Annotated in this window: 13 protein-coding genes; 2 read left to right on the top strand and 11 right to left on the bottom strand. The window is 32.7% G+C overall.

What is annotated here, in order from left to right:
• Nucleotides 1–191: 191 nt before the first annotated feature.
• From R9X47_RS16410 to R9X47_RS16360, 11 genes are all read right to left on the bottom strand, one after another.
• Nucleotides 192–2,987, bottom strand: a complete 2,796-nt coding sequence (locus R9X47_RS16410; RefSeq protein ID WP_432662135.1) for a UPF0182 family membrane protein — start codon at nt 2,985–2,987, stop codon at nt 192–194.
• Nucleotides 2,988–3,264: 277 nt separating this feature from the next.
• Nucleotides 3,265–4,977 (bottom strand): M3 family oligoendopeptidase, encoded by a 1,713-nt coding sequence (locus tag R9X47_RS16405; RefSeq protein ID WP_432662134.1) that lies wholly within the window; start codon nt 4,975–4,977, stop codon nt 3,265–3,267.
• Nucleotides 4,978–5,074: 97 nt separating this feature from the next.
• On the bottom strand, nt 5,075–5,965 hold the full coding sequence (locus tag R9X47_RS16400) for an aminoglycoside phosphotransferase family protein (protein WP_432662133.1): 891 nt from the start codon (nt 5,963–5,965) through the stop codon (nt 5,075–5,077).
• 339 nt (nt 5,966–6,304) lie between these two features.
• The gene (locus R9X47_RS16395; RefSeq protein WP_432662132.1) at nt 6,305–6,709 is read right to left on the bottom strand and encodes a Fur family transcriptional regulator; all 405 of its coding nucleotides are present in this window, start codon (nt 6,707–6,709) and stop codon (nt 6,305–6,307) included.
• 38 nt (nt 6,710–6,747) lie between these two features.
• Complete coding sequence (locus R9X47_RS16390; RefSeq protein ID WP_432662131.1) at nt 6,748–6,927, bottom strand: MarR family transcriptional regulator; 180 nt, start codon at nt 6,925–6,927, stop codon at nt 6,748–6,750.
• Nucleotides 6,928–7,306: 379 nt separating this feature from the next.
• The gene (locus R9X47_RS16385) at nt 7,307–8,335 is read right to left on the bottom strand and encodes a PTS transporter subunit IIC (RefSeq protein WP_432662130.1); all 1,029 of its coding nucleotides are present in this window, start codon (nt 8,333–8,335) and stop codon (nt 7,307–7,309) included.
• 239 nt (nt 8,336–8,574) lie between these two features.
• Complete coding sequence (gene nadC / locus R9X47_RS16380; protein ID WP_432667644.1) at nt 8,575–9,429, bottom strand: carboxylating nicotinate-nucleotide diphosphorylase; 855 nt, start codon at nt 9,427–9,429, stop codon at nt 8,575–8,577.
• The gene (gene nadB / locus R9X47_RS16375; RefSeq protein WP_432662129.1) at nt 9,401–10,957 is read right to left on the bottom strand and encodes an L-aspartate oxidase; all 1,557 of its coding nucleotides are present in this window, start codon (nt 10,955–10,957) and stop codon (nt 9,401–9,403) included. Before nadB ends, nadC begins: the two co-directional genes overlap by 29 nt.
• A 106-nt stretch (nt 10,958–11,063) precedes the next feature.
• Nucleotides 11,064–11,975, bottom strand: a complete 912-nt coding sequence (gene nadA, locus R9X47_RS16370; protein ID WP_432662128.1) for a quinolinate synthase NadA — start codon at nt 11,973–11,975, stop codon at nt 11,064–11,066.
• A 232-nt stretch (nt 11,976–12,207) separates the two neighbouring features.
• Nucleotides 12,208–12,729 carry a transcription repressor NadR gene (locus R9X47_RS16365; protein WP_432662127.1) on the bottom strand — a complete coding sequence of 174 codons (522 nt, stop codon included), beginning with the start codon at nt 12,727–12,729 and terminating at the stop codon, nt 12,208–12,210.
• 56 nt (nt 12,730–12,785) lie between these two features.
• Nucleotides 12,786–13,457: a GntR family transcriptional regulator gene (locus tag R9X47_RS16360; RefSeq protein WP_432662126.1), complete on the bottom strand. Its 672-nt coding sequence runs from the start codon at nt 13,455–13,457 to the stop codon at nt 12,786–12,788.
• 236 nt (nt 13,458–13,693) lie between these two features.
• Here R9X47_RS16360 and R9X47_RS16355 point away from each other — a divergent pair, with 236 nt between their 5' ends.
• Complete coding sequence (locus R9X47_RS16355) at nt 13,694–14,920, top strand: argininosuccinate synthase (RefSeq protein ID WP_432662125.1); 1,227 nt, start codon at nt 13,694–13,696, stop codon at nt 14,918–14,920.
• The gene (gene argH / locus R9X47_RS16350; RefSeq protein WP_432662124.1) at nt 14,917–16,299 is read left to right on the top strand and encodes an argininosuccinate lyase; all 1,383 of its coding nucleotides are present in this window, start codon (nt 14,917–14,919) and stop codon (nt 16,297–16,299) included. The genes R9X47_RS16355 and argH overlap by 4 nt, the downstream gene beginning before the upstream one ends.
• The last annotated feature ends 175 nt before the right edge of the window (nt 16,300–16,474 follow it).

Below are 16,474 nucleotides of genomic sequence, written 5' to 3'. Positions count from 1 at the left end.
ATATTAACTATAGAAAGGGAACATTATCTAAGAAATCACTAATAACGACTAATTTCTGTGTTATTTGAAATTTCACCGACTTGGCATATACCTAAGTACTAGCCAAACCGGTGAATTTTCAAAGCCTCTAACTTATTTCATCCTGAAACATTCAAGGTTAAGAGATTCTTTTATAAGATAATCTCTTAATTTTACTCATTAGCATTTTCTACTTCTGCTGGAGATTTTAATTCATTTAATCTATTAAGAATTCCTTCTAATTCTTCTATGAGTTTTCCATACTCAGCCCAATTTCCTTGCTTTTGAGCTTCTATTGATCTTTCGAAAACGTTATTTGCCCTTGCTATCAACTGATTTATATCTGAGGATTCTTCAGTTGGTACAGTAGGCTCGGTAGGTTCAGTAGGAATTGGGGTTTCTGGTTTTGGCGTCACAGTTTCCTTTCCAAAAATCTTTTCTAAACCTTCCTCTAGTGTTTCTTCCATAACTATTTTGTCTCCATACGCCACAATTACTCTCTTTACTTCTGGAAGACTATCCTGAGCATCTGCCTTTAGATATATTGGTTCAACATAAAGTAGAGAATTTTCAATAGGTATGATAAGAAGATTTCCTCTAATAACCCTTGATCCCTGCTGATTCCAATATGTAAATTCTTTAGATATTGTAGGTTCTGAATCTATTCTATTTTCTATTTGCATTGGCCCATAGACATTCTTACTCTTTGGAAGATTATATACAATTAGATTACCATAATTTTCTCCATCATTTCTTCCAACAAGAAGTGCCGTCATATTAGGCTTACCCTTAGGAGTGTAAGGAATAGACAATATAAACTCTTCCTTTTCTTCTCCTGGAAGCTTCATCATCAGATAATTTGACTCTACTGCCTGATTTTCAGCTTCATATTTTTCAGCTCCTATATCCCATTCATCTTCTTTATTGTAGAATACCCTTGTATCCTTCATGTGATATATTCTATATACATTTGATTGTATATCAAATAATACTTGAGGGTATCTTATATGAGCCCTTAATCCCTCTGGCATATTATCCATTGAAGTAAATAGCTCAGGGAATATTTTTGCATATGTTTGTACTAGAGGATCATTCTCGTCTGCTAAATAATATGTTGTATCTCCATTATATGCATCTATAACAACTTTTACAGAGTTTCTAATATAGTTTACATTCGTCTCTGTTATAGGCTCAGAATATGGATAGTTGTTGCTAATAGTGTATCCATCAATCATCCAATAAAGCTTGCCTTCATTAAGTACTATGTATGGATCAGAATCGTATTCTATATAAGGCATTATCTTTCTAACTCTCTCAACAATATTCCTATTGAGAACTATTTTACTGTCAGAAGTAATGTTCCCTGATAAGAGCATCTTAAGACTTCCCTGTTTATATGCATATAAAAGCTTATTTATGCCATCTAGCTTTATTCCTGCATTACCTTCATAGATACTTTCTACATTTGATGATCCCTTTGGATAATCAAATTCTTTTTCCTTAGTATTAACGATTATATAGTCGTTTGTTAATTCTCCAAAGTATATCTCCGGTCTTTCTACTTTGAAGCCCTCTACTGACGTCTCTGGAGGTATATTCTTTACAAGAAGTTCTGGAAGTCCCTCTGAAGTTACTTTATTTACGGGAGATAAGGCTATACCATATCCATGGGTGTATTTAAGATGTTTATTTATAAATGTTAATACCTCTTGTCTTATCTTGTCTTGACTAAGTTCTCTTGGAGATAAGAACACCTGTCTATACATACCATCTATAAAGTATCTGTCTATATCAACATCATAGAAATCATAATAGTATCTTATCCCTTGTTTTTGATTGTAAACCAGTTTTGCAGGTCTATAATCATTTATTCTTATATTTGATATCGTCTCTTCGTTCTCTTTTAAATCTTCAAGAGTTAAGTTTTGATCTGCTGCAAAGGTCTTTTCTTCTACATTTTCAAGACCATATGCCTTTTGTGTATATTTAATGTTATATTCAATATATTTCTCTTCCTTAGATATTTCGTCAGGAGATACAATATAATTCTGTACTCCTAAAGCCACAAAGTTCCCTATTATACTTATTATAATCATTAGAATAGGTCCTGATATAGCAAGTCTTAATTTTCTTCCCCTTACTCCAAGAACTAGTAGTATCGCTGAAAGGAATGAAACTATCATAATAGCTCTATACTTTATAAGGGTAACCTTTATATCTGTGTAACTTGCACCATACACTACACCCCTTAAAGAATAAAGCAAATCATATGACCTTAAAAAATACCCAATTCCTAATATTATAAAGAACACAAATCCTAAAATAAGTAGTTGTCTTACTGCAATCTCAAATATTCTTTTTCCATTATCTAAATTTAAATTTTTAGGACTAAACTCTTTCTCTGAGTTTACCTCAACAAGAGTAGGTCTTCTAAGCATCATCATTGTTACATAGAATAGTACGGTTATAATAGCTAACAGCACTATAAAGCTTATTAACATATAGTACAATTTACTAAATAACGGATATTTAAAAATATAGAAGGATATATCCTTATTAAATATTGGCTCACTTACCTTAAAGTCCGTTGAGTTGATGAATTTTAGAATATCAAACCACAGATTACTTGTTAATGTACTACTTGAAACAAATGAAAGGAACATAGAGCCTACTAAAGCTAACTGGTTTATTCTCTTTTCAGATATTCCACTATGTACTGCATTCACCTTTTTATAATAATCCTTTTTTATTGACAATAAGTAAATATAGATTACAATTGTCATTACAATAAATACTGGAATACCTATTTTAAGCTGAGTCATTAGCTTTGTTAAGAATACTTTTTCATATCCTAGTTCTCCAAACCACTTATAGTCTGTAACAAAGCTTATTATTGCATTAAATGAGGTAGCTAACATTATAAAAAGGAGTACTATTATACCAACAATAAACCTACGTGCATTTGCCAAAATAATCACCACCTTCTTAAATTTTTATTCATTTATTAATTATACCAAATATGAAGACTAATATTCTTTAGATTTTTAAATATTAGTTAGGCGACTTTCGTCGCTGAGGATGTTAACAAACTCGAATTTCTTCGTTGTTGCTTCAATAAAGAACCCTTACGTATGTCTTTATACGCTGCGGTCTCTTCATTTCAGCACGCCTCGAACTTCAACTTTCTTAACAGCCTGTCATCTTGTTAACTTTGTTAACAATCTGAGGCGACTTTCGTCGCCTTTTCTAAATCTCTGCCAGTTCCTTTTTAATAAACTGGGTTATTTCTTTAATATAACCTTCAGAAAAATCAAACTTTATACCTGCAGCCTTATATATATCACTGACTGATTTAGAATATCCAAGGTCTAAGAAGTTTTCATATTCTTCAATTGCTTTGGCTCCATTCTCCTTATAGTTCTTATAGATTGCAATTGCCCCTAGCTGAGAAATTGCATACTCAATATAGTAAAATGGAACTTCAAATATATGAAGTTGTCTAAGCCATCTTGATCCCTTTTCTGCATCGAGGCCTGACCAATCTACGCCCTTATTGAATCTCTCCATTAGAGATTTAAAATATTCTGTTCTCTTCTCCACTGTATGGTTTGGGTTAGTATATATCCACTGTTGGAAAGCATCTACAATCATAGCCCAAGGCAAAAATTGTATAGTCCCTTCAAGTTGGTCCTTCTTGGCTTTTCTTAAGTCTGATTCATCATCATAGTATTCATCGAGATACTCTAGTGTAAGAAGCTCCATTGACATAGATGCCAGTTCAGCAAGCTCGCTAGGAACATCCTTATACTGACTTATTTTTTCATTTGCCTTTGCAAAGGAGTGCATTGCATGACCTGCTTCATGAAGTAGTGTTTTTACATCGCCGTTAAGACCTACGGCATTCATAAATATAAATGCTGCCCCATGCTCTGCCAGTGGGAAATTGTACCCTCCAGGAGCCTTACCCTTTCTATTTTCCAAATCAAGAAACTCGCTTCTCTTCATTAACTCTAGCTTTTTACCAAACTCCGGTTTAACCTTAGATAGAATATTAATAGCCTTATCTACAAATTCATCTATATTTTCAAAGGGTTCTAACACTTTACCATCTACATCTACTTCCATATCCCAAGGTCTTAATGTTTCAAGACCCAGCTTTTCTTTTCTATCTCCACTAAGTTCCTTAAGAAATGGAATTACAACCTTTTCTACTGAGTTATGAAATCTAATTATATCTTCAGGGGTGTAGTCAAATCTCCCCTTAGCCCTATGCATATAATCTCTATAATTATCAAATCCAGCATTCTTAGCTATTTGTATCCTTATTTCCTTTAGGTCATCGAATAATTTATTCAGCTCATCTTCCTTTTCAAGCATCTTTTCAGAAACCAGTTTCCATGATTTCTCTCTTTTTTCTCTATCAGGATCCATAAGGTATTTCTTCATTTGTACTAAGGTCTTTTCTTCACCATCAAATTCTACAGTAAGTTTTGACAGTATTTCTCCGTATTTGTTTGAAAGTTCGTTTTCCTTAACCATTAGAGGGACATTCTCTTCCCTAAAAATCTCTATATCCTTTGATATTATTTTTATAAAGTGACCATACTTTTCTTCTGGAAGCTCTGATTTATAAGGACTTTCATATACTTTCTTCTTAAATCTAAAATCATAGGGTTGGCTCTTAGATACAACCTCTGCATAAAATTCATTAAAATCCTTAGAATACTCCGGTTTATCTGCGTTACATGTCATTCTTATATACTTCCATGCATAGGTTTCCTCAATTATGTATGATAACTCACTATATTTTTCTATTAATACTTCTAAATCCTCCTTAGAGTTTATATCTTGACCTTCGATATCTTTTAGCTCTTTTTCAACTAAACTCCACGCACCTGCTTTAAACTCCTCATTAAAATATATTCTTTTTTTCTTTTCTATTGTACCATCCTTTAGCATGATTCTATCTCCTTTCCCAAGTTGTATCTCTTAACACTTTTATTTCTTGTCCTCTTAAATTATATGTAATCTAAAAAAGATTATTTATTTTCCTTAATTATATTCCACTCCTACGGATAATATCTTTAAGTTTCATTATGTTTTCACAGTAAAAGCTATCATTAATCTTCTCCCGTTTTACGCACCAGCCAACTCCTGTAAAAATATTAAACAACATATAAAATGGTAAAGTTTTTTCAATATCCGGCAGGGGTCTTATTTCCCTATACCCCTTTAGAAATTCCTTTTTAGTTTCTGTAAATTGATCCCATACATATATCTTCATTTTTGAAAAATCTACATCGGCAGAACCTATTCTGGCGTTTTCAAAATCTACCAGTCCAACAATCCTAGAGTTTTTAATTAATATATTTCCAGGCCTATAATCCATATGTACAACTGAGGGATAATCGGGTTGTGGTAAGTTTTCATAATAGAGATTAAACAGTTTTATACATTTATTAAGAAGGTCAGCATCTAAAATATCCTTACACTCATCAGCACAGTTTTCAAACCATTTTTTGATAGTTAACCACCATTCATCTTCTTTGGTGTAAATTAACTCATATGCATCCCCTAGCTTTTCTCTCTCAATCTGGGTATTGTGTAACTTAGCTAATAACTCTCCCATTTGAAATGCTAATTTACCATCTACATTATCAATTATAGATTTTCCGTCTATATATGACAGAAGTAAAGCTCCGGATATCTCACCGTTCCCTTCCCAAAAGTCCAGTATCTTAGGTGTAGGAAGTTTTCCATTCAAAAGCTGAAGCATTCTATATTCCTTTAGAAGCTTCTCCTTATTATATGGTATTTTTAGTATAACCTTTTCATTATTTTCTAAGACTAGGCTACATACCTTAGAACTATAGGATTCAGGAACAGAATCCATATCTCGAACCTTTAATTTCATTTTTTGTATTACTCTCTTAATAACTTTTTCCACTTTCGTTTCTCCCCTTAGGATTAAAGATTCAAAAAAGTACTTATAGATTTTTTATTTGCCACTCTACCTAAAAATTTATTTACATATATAAACTTATCTTAACCATATATTTCTATACATAACAAGAAAAACCTTCACAAAAAAGTATATATTAAGAAGCTTAAAAAAATTCAATAAACTCAAATGCATATTTATTTTTAATATACCCATTTTACAAAGAACTACAGACAAATATTTTTAATTTACACAAAAAAACACCTATTCATAACGAATAGGCGATCTTTATTTGTATTGTTAATGCTTTGCTTCCTCAAGTTAAAATAAGCTTTGCAAAATATTTTAAATACAGTTTTTACACTTACCTTTATAATATACATGTCTTTCCTTAGTTTCAAAATCCTTTAACATATCTTCCTTCAACCGTGCACTATTTAACCCAAAATCATAAATCTTACCACATACTTCACATTTGAAATGTCCATGCAGTGAAATATCTGCATCATATCTTGTTTCATTCTCTTCGATTGTAATAATTCGAGCAATTTTTTTTTCAATAAATAGGCTAAGTGTATTATACACAGTCGTTTTAGAAAGAGTGGGTATTTCCTTTGCTAACTCCTTATAGATCATATCTACTGTAGGATGATTCATATGTTTTATTAAGTATTCAAATATTTTTATTCTCTGTAGTGAAGGTTTTATACCATGATCCTTTAAGTAATCACCCACATTAGTAATTGTCATTTTCTCGGATAGTCTCTCCTTCAACTCCCTTCATTTTTCTACTTTTTCACATCATAGTAACAACGCTTTGGAGAAAAAATTACTTCTTCAGTCTTTAATTTTTTTATAATATTTCCAACTTCCTTTTTGTCTAAACCTGAAATTTCTGCTACTTCCCCAGTTTTTAATGGCTTTCCTGCATCTTCAAATACCTTTAATATTATATCTCTGTTTTCCATATAGATTTCCTCCTTAGATTAATAAGTATATTTTATTGTAATGGGATTTCTAAATGCATTTGATTTAACATGTATTAATATCATATTTGTAATAGTTACAATTTAATTATATTTTCTATTTCCCTCTTTGTCAACTCTTCTTAGTTGTCCCCTATATTCTTCATACCATCCCTTGATAAATATTATTCATCAAAAACGAAAATGGGATGTCTCAGAATGACGAATTTCTGCGTTATTTAAAATTTCAGCGACTTGGCACGTACATTAGTACTAGCCAAACCGCTGAAATTTTAAAACCTTGAACTTCATTCATTCTGAAACACCCTGTGGCTGAACTCACAAGATGTTTTTATGAGACAACCCTTTTTATTATAATCTTCTATTGATTTATCTTCATATCTCCAAATTTTATATAACCTTTTCTTCTCATATACTCAGATATTGCAAGGGTAAGCACAGCTGGTAATATGAAGTGAAGTAGTCCAATATTTATAAGTATTTTACTCATTGGTACCTTATCTGACATGGCCGCTATGGTTCCAAATTGTCCAACTAAACCACTTGTCCCCATACCTGCTCCAATACTGTTGTTTTCCATTTGAAATACATAGGTAGATAGAGGCCCTAGAATAGCACTGGCTAATGTCGGAGGTATCCAAATAAGTGGATTTCTTATTATGTTAGGAACTTGAAGCATTGATGTTCCGAGTCCCTGAGCAATAAATCCTCCTATTCCATTTTCCTTATAACTCGCTACAGCAAAACCTATCATCTGAGCTGAACATCCAACAACTGATGCTCCTGCCGCGGCACCACTAAGTCCCAGAGATATTGCTAGTGCTGCACTGCTTATTGGCAAAGTAAGTATCATCCCCATTAGAGTTGCTATGATAATCCCCATAGGTATAGGTTGAAGCATTGTTGCTCTATTAATTATTTCTCCTAAGCCCTTCATGAACTGAGAAATAGCAGGGCTTACAAATATTCCAACTAGCCCACCAACTATTATCGTTGCCGCTGGTACGATTACAATATCCACCTTTGTCTTCCCATATATCAGCTTTGAAAATTCAGCTGCAAGTAATGCAGCTATAAACGATCCTGCAGGTTCTCCGATCTTAACTATGAAACTACCACCATCGCTAGGTGCTATCGTTCCTGCACCCACAGCACCTGCAACTAATGAGGCAAATATGCCTAGAGGTGATGCTCCTACACTATAGGCTACAGCTGCACCTATAGCCGGTCCCATCATAAATTGTGCCACCTTACCAAAGGTAACAAACTGAGTTAATCCTGTAAAATCACCAATTTGCTTAAGTATAAGTCCTATTATTAAAGAAGCAAATAAACCTAAGGCCATGCCATTTAAAGCCTTAGTTATATATTCTTTAAATCCGTTTTTCACATTGTTCACCTCTTTTGTTTATTTTAAGCTTAGCTTTTTCTTTAATTAAATAAGTTAACTTCTTCTGCTAGAAAAATAGAAGTGTAAAACTTCAAGCACTCAAGGGATATTGATATTTCCTTTTAGTGATTTCAATGAATCTGTTTTCACCTTTAAAGTATAGAAAAAACAGGTTCATTGCATGAGCAAAAAGGAAATATCAATATCCCTCGCACGAGAAACTATCCAAGCAAGTGAAGTTAATATATTCTTAAACTGATATCCATAGCCTTAACAGAATGAGTTAAAGCACCTACAGAAATCACATTAACCCCTGTTTTTGCAACATCAATTAATCTCTCCATAGTTATTCCTCCTGATGCTTCAAGTATAACCCTGCCTGCTGCAACCTTAACTGCTTTTTCCATTTCACTAGAACTCATATTATCTAACATTACAATATCAGCTCCAGCTTCAATAGCTTCTTCAAGTCCACTGATGCTTTCTACTTCAACTTCAACTTTAACCGTATGAGGAATCCTTTCTCTTATCTTATCTATAGCCTCTTTAATTCCTCCACAAGCTTTAATGTGATTATCTTTTATCATAACAGCATCCGAAAGATTGTATCTGTGGTTATAACATCCTCCCATTCTTACTGCATACTTTTCCAATATTCTAAGTCCTGGTGTAGTTTTTCTCGTATCTACTATTCTTACATTATATCCATCAACTATCTGGCTATATTTCTTACATGTCTTTGCTATTCCTGACATTCTCTGCAAAAGATTTAATGCGAGTCTCTCTCCTTTAAGTATAGCTTTAGTTTTCCCTCTTATTTCAGCAATATTAGTTCCTTCCTCTACTTCATCTCCATCCTTTACATTAAATACTATCTGTACTTCTTCATCTATATTTTTAAATACACGCTCCACAATAGGTAGTCCAGCTATTACTCCATCCTCTTTAGCTATCATATGTGCATTTGATATGCTCTTATCCTCTATTAAATTATCTGTGGTAATATCTATATTATTAATGTCTTCCTTTAACCCTTTTATTATTATTTCATCAACTAAAATCCAATTAAACAAGTTGCTTCGCCTCCAAATCATCAAACATAATATGGCTTCCTAAAGTTTCTTTCCTTTTAAGTGCTGATTCAACTATTAAATAAGCTACTGTAGCAATATTTATACATTCATAGTATCCTATACTATCTTCACTAGCTTTATATAGATTTTCTAATATTTCTCTAATTATCCCATATGCCTTATCTAGCTCTGCTTCTCTTCTGAATATGAATGCATATTTATTCATAGTTTTTTTTAAAATTTCTTTAGTTTCTTTTAAGTTGCACTTTAACTTTTTTTTATTATTCTCATATGTTGCTTTAAGATAGTAATTATTTTTAGATACTATATTTTCATTTATGTCCTTTGCCACTCTGCTTCCAAAAACTATTCCGTCAAGAAGTGAATTGCTTGCCAATCGATTTGCTCCATGGACTCCTAATGAGGCAGTTTCTCCGCAAGCATATAAATTTTCAATGCTAGTTCTACCCTTATAATCAGTTTTAATTCCACCCATAATATAATGTTGAACAGGACACACTGGAATGTACTTCTTTGTTATATCAATTCCTCTATTTAAACATTCCTGATATATAAAAGGAAATCTATTTTTTATATATCCTTCACTCTTATTTGTTATATCTAAATATACATTTTTGCTGTTTTCCTTCTTCATCTCACCTAAAATAGCCTTTGCAACTATATGTCTTGGGGCCAAATCCTTAAGTTCATGGTACCTTTCCATAAATGCTTCACCTTTACTATTCCTTAATACAGCCCCTTCTCCTCTTACTGCTTCTGATATTAAAAATCTCTTTCTATCATTTTCACTATATAAGGCCGTAGGATGAAATTGAATAAATTCCATATCAATAATTTCAGCACCGGCCCTATATGCCATGGCAATTCCATCGCCTGTTGCAATTGTAGAGTTTGTAGTATTCATATATATCTGTCCTACTCCTCCAGAAGCCAGAACCGTATCATTCGCTATAATTGCATATTTTTCACATTTATCCTTTACGAGTATTCCAATAGATTTATCCTTAAAGGTCAGTATATCTATTGCAAATACACCTTCTATTACTTCAATATTATTTGATCTTTTTACTTCTTCAGTTAAAGCCCTTATGATTTCTTTACCAGTTTGGTCTTTAGAGTGAAGGACCCTTCTATCAGAGTGGCCCCCTTCCCTAGTAGCCATTAGATTTCCTTCTGAATCTCTATCAAACCTAGTCCCCATTTCAACTAGTTTGCCTATATTTTCAGGAGCTTCACTTACAAGAATTTTTACTGCCTCTTCATTATTATAATATTCTCCTGCCCTTAAAGTATCCTCTATGTGTAGCTTCATATCCTCTTCATCATTTATACAAGCTGCTATACCTCCCTGGGCAAGACTACTGTTATTTTCCTTTATTCTATCCTTTGTTATTACTAAAACCCTATATTTATGACTTAGATTTAGTGCAGTATAAAGGCCGGCTATTCCTGTACCTACTATTACTACATCACAAAATCTTTTTCTTATTTTATCTAGATTAAACTCTGATAAATATCTCTTTATCATAGAAATATACTCCTTTAGGGTTATAAAGAAAGACTCAAGATTTTAAGAAGGAATCTTCTTCATTTTCCGAGTCTTTAATCCTAATTATTCATGTTCATAATTATATTTAAGAAAGTTCTAGCATCTTCTCAAGAGATTTGTATGCCCTATCTCTTACTGTCTTCTCAACATCAATTTCGTTCTTTTCATCTTTAAGTGCTTTGTATACATCCTCTAGACTAGTCTTTTTCATGTTATAACATACTAAAGCAGGTGAAAGTAGGTGAAATTTCTTTTTAGGGTTTTCTTTTCTTAAGGTATGAAGTATTCCCATCTCTGTACCTATTACAAATTCCTTATCATCAGAATTTCTAACATATTCAATTATCTGGGATGTACTCCCTACAAAGTCAGCCTTTTGTACAACAGCAGGTGTACACTCAGGATGAACTAAAATCTTTGTTTCACCTTTATGTTTTCTAACCATATCTACTTCACTAGGTCTGACCCTATGGTGAGTAATACAAAATCCTTCCCAAGATATTATCTCTTTTTCAGGAACCATTTTTGAAATATAATTACCAAGATTTTGATCTGGAACAAATAATATCTTATCGTTTTCTAATGACTTAACTATCTTTAACGCATTAGAAGATGTTATACATATATCACTTTCAGCCTTAACTTCGGCTGAAGAATTTACATAACAAACCACAGACACATCTGGATATTCCTTTTTAAATACCTTAAGTTGCTCAGCATCTATCATATCTGCCATTGGACATCCTGCATCTAGAACTGGTAGAAGGACTTTTTTATTTGGAGAAAGTAATTTTGCACTTTCTGCCATAAAGTGTACTCCACAAAAAACTATGATATCGGCTTCAGTCTCTGCCGCCTTTCTACTTAGCCCTAGTGAGTCTCCAACATAGTCTGCTATATCTTGTATTTCTGGTATCTGATAATTATGGGCTAATATAACTGCATTTTTTTCTTCCTTTAGTTTCTTTATTTCTCCTATAATCACTTGCTCTTCCATTGTTTCATTCTCCTTCCGTAATGTCATTCAAAATAGTATTCTTCATAATTATAATTGTATACCCCAAATTATTCATGGGAAGTTTTAGAGGATACAGTAGAGTTTTGACTTTTCTACGTATAATCCTAAATAAACTTGTATTTCTTAGATATCTCTAAGGGAATCTTTTTTAATTATCAAACTTGTATTTACATCTGTCTTGTCACTATTATATATAAAAAAGACCTGTCTATCAATCCTTAACTAAAATACCTGCTTCATCTAGCTTTTCTTTTATAATATAGTAAACTTCATCGCATGGAACTTCTATAGTATGAATATGCTCACCATCGGTTAAAGAAGCTAAGGGTTCTGCCTTTACATCCTTTACCTTCTTTATAAACTTTTCTAAATCATATCTACTATTTATCATTAAGGGACATCTTATTTCACCATAAACTGGATGATCAACTATTACATCTAATACCTTTGCACCCATATCGATCATGATTCTAAGCTCATCTTCTATAGATTCATATCCACTATGATTACATATAACTGTTTTTATATTTCTTTTATCTTCATTTATTTGGGGTATATAATAGCCATTTGATGTTGCCATAATATTCATTCCTTGTGCCCTCAAAACAGCTATGTCTTGAACTATAACTTGTCTGCTTATGTTAAATCTTTTTGACAGATCCGTACCTGTAATAGGTTCATCCTTACTATTTAAAATATCTAACAGTTTTCTTCTTCTTTCATCAGTTATCACTTTACTAACCTCCTTTCAATAAAATAGAAAAATAGTATCGATGAATAAAGGACTACCTATTTAGGTAGCCCACCAATTCTTTTTGCATTATCTCTTGAGTTGTTTACATGTTTTAGTATAGCATTTACAGCTCTGTCTATATCTTTTTGTACAAAGGCTTCTAGTACTTCCCTATGTTCATCTAAAGCACTATCTAGTCGCCCTGGAGATCTCAATGATTTATATCTTGTAGTCTTCATGAAAAATTGGAAGTCCTTTAACACATGCTCAAGATATCTACTTTTAGTGGCATTATAGATAACTTCATGGAACTTTGTATTAAGCTCAGCAATTTTGTCCAAATCCTTTTTAAAGGTATAGAACTCCATAAGCTCAAATATTTCTTTTAACTTTTCTAGGTCTCCGTCATCCATTCTTTCTATTGCCCATTTTACTGCAATACCTTCTATAGCAATCCTTATTGTAAAGATATCATCAATATCTTGCTTGGATATACCCTTAACCATAACGCCTCTATTTGGAATATTATCAACAAGACCGTCCAATTCTAACTGCTTTAAAGCTTCTCTAACAGGTGTTCTACTAACACCAAACTCGTCTGCAAGCTTTGCTTCTACTATCTTCTCTCCGCTGACATACTTTCCAATTAGAATATCTTCTCTTATCTTCTCGAAAATCATAGAAGTTAGCGATTTATTTCCCTTCTTTTCATTAAACAAGTTATCCATATTGACCTCCAATATATTTAAGCCTCACGCTCAACAGGCTATGTATCCTATTATATCACCGTAATTTTACATTATAAATACGGATTTGTCAATGTTAGAATATTTCTAAAATTTTCAAATACTAATCAACGATTACACATTTAATGTATATTTATAAATTTTTTTTTATATTTTTATTGAATTTTTCATATTTTTTGTTATAATATATTCATAATCATACATCAGGAGGTATATTTATGAATAAAAATAAAGTTGTTTTGGCATATTCTGGCGGTTTAGATACATCTGTAATTTTGAAATGGTTGGAAATAGAGCATAATCTTGAAGTTATTGCTGTTTGTGTAGATGTTGGGCAAGAAGAAGACTTTTTAGCAGTAAAAAATAAGGCTCTAGCCACAGGAGCATCTAAGGTCTATGTCCTAGATGTTAAAGAGGAATTCGTAACAGATTATATTTTCCCTACCTTAAAAGCTGGTGCCGTTTATGAAGACGAATATTTATTAGGAACTTCCTTTGCTAGACCACTTATTGCAAAGAAGTTAGTTGAAATTGCTGAAAAAGAAGGCGCTATAGCTATAGCCCATGGTGCAACAGGTAAAGGGAATGACCAAGTACGTTTTGAGGTCACTATAAAGGCTTTAAATCCATATATAAAGATAATTGCGCCTTGGCGTGAATGGAATCTAAAATCGAGAGAAGATTGTATTGACTATGCTGTAAAGCATAATATCCCTGTTCCTGTTACAAAGGAAAAAATATATAGTCGCGACCAAAATCTTTGGCACTTAAGTCATGAGGGTGGCAATCTTGAAGATCCTTGGAATGAGCATGAGGAAGATATCTATCTAATGACAGTAAATCCTAGTGATGCTCCTAATAAACCTACTTATATTGATATTGAGTTTGAACAAGGTATTCCTGTATCTATTGATGGTGTAAAGTATTCACCGGCTGATATGATATATAAGCTAAATGAGGTTGGTGGATCAAATGGTGTTGGAATAATAGACATTGTTGAAAATAGACTTGTAGGCATGAAGTCCCGTGGTGTTTATGAGACTCCTGGTGGAACTATACTCTATAGTGCACATAAGGCTCTTGAAAAGCTTGTTCTAGATCGAGCTACCCTTAGCTTTAAGAAAACAGCTTCTGAAAAGTATGCTCAACTTGTTTACGATGGTCTTTGGTATACTACTCTCAAGGAGTCCATTGATAAATTCGTTGATAGTACTCAGGAAGTAGTAACTGGTACTGTTAAAATGAAGCTTTATAAAGGAACATGCAAAGCTGTCGGAACAAAATCGCCTTATTCTTTATATAATGAAGAATTCGTAACCTTCGGAGAAGATGATGTATATAATCAAAAGGATGCTGAGGGCTTTATAAACCTATTTGCCCTTCCACTTACTATACGTGCCCTTATGAAAAAGGATAAAGAGCAAAAGGAGAAACAGGCTATATGAAACTCTGGGGTGGAAGATTTTCAAAATCTACTGCAAAACTTGTAGATGAGTTTAATGCTTCAATATACTTTGACAAAAAACTTTATAAGCACGATATTATGGGAAGTATATCCCACGCTAAAATGCTTGGTAAGTGTAGCATTATATCCGAAGATGAAAGTACTCAAATAATTAATGCTCTTAATGAAATATTAGATGATATAGAAGCTGGTCTTGTAGATTTTAAAGTAGAATATGAGGATATTCATATGAATATCGAAAAAATCCTTACTGATAAAATAGGCGATGTTGGAAAGAAACTTCATACTGCAAGAAGCAGAAACGATCAAGTGGCTGTGGATATCCGCCTCTATCTTAAGGATGAAATATCACATATCTGTGGATTATTAAAAAATTTGTTGATTAATTTGATTAATTTAAGTGAAAAGCATGTGGATACTATTATGCCTGGCTACACTCATCTTCAAAGAGCGCAACCAATAACCTTTGCCTATCATTTAATGGCATATTTTCAAATGTTTAAAAGGGACTATTTAAGACTTAATGATTGTCTTGATAGAATGGACTTTCTACCACTAGGTGCTGGTGCCTTAGCTGGCACTACCTATGATACTGATAGAGATTTCATAGCAATGGAACTTGGTTTCAAAAATATTTGTGACAACTCCTTAGATGCAGTTAGCGATAGAGATTTTGTAATCGAGTTTTTAAGTGATACTTCTATAGTAATGATGCATCTAAGTAGGTTTTGTGAAGAATTAATTATTTGGAGTTCGAGTGAATTTGATTTTATTGAGATGGATGATAGCTTTAGTACTGGAAGTTCAATAATGCCACAAAAGAAAAATCCGGATGTGGCTGAACTCATCAGAGGAAAAACTGGAAGAGTCTATGGTAATTTGTTTAATATATTAACAATAATGAAATCTCTTCCCCTTGCATATAACAAGGATATGCAGGAGGATAAACCACTTCTTTTTGATACTGTAGAGAATATTAAGCCTTGTCTAGAGATATTCACTGAAATGATCTCTACTATGAAAGTTAAAAAGTCTAATATGAAGGCCGCAACTAAGGCTGGATTTATGAATGCAACCGATGTGGCCGATTACTTGGTAAAGAAGGGTTTCCCCTTTAGAAGTGCCCATGAGGTTGTCGGTAAGATGGTTCTTTACTGCATAGAAAATAATAAAAATATCGAGGATTTATCCTCTGAAGAATTTAAAAGCTTTTCCTCCTTTTTTAAGGATGACATAAATGATAAAGTAGAAATTAAAAGCTGTATAGAAGCAAAAGTATCTAAGGGGTCAACCTCTTCTAATAGTGTACTTCTTATGATTGAAAAAGGAAAAGTTTTCGTGGAAAACCAGGAAGACTAGTCTATTTTAGTACTAGGTACAAACCAAGGCTCTATGAGAATACTTGTAAGTATTCTCATAGAGCCCTTTTTATAATCGATAGATATTTCTTATAAACTTAAATAACTTCAAATCCTATTTATTTCTGCATGTTTTTACAAATTTCTACTCATTTCTATCTTTATTGTAGAAAAAT

The sequence above is a fragment of the Wukongibacter baidiensis genome (assembly GCF_050888315.1).
In the GTDB taxonomy this organism is placed as follows: domain Bacteria; phylum Bacillota; class Clostridia; order Peptostreptococcales; family Caminicellaceae; genus Wukongibacter; species Wukongibacter baidiensis.
The sequence above is the reverse complement of the archived record's forward strand: the minus strand, read 5'-3'. Positions and strand labels throughout refer to the sequence as shown.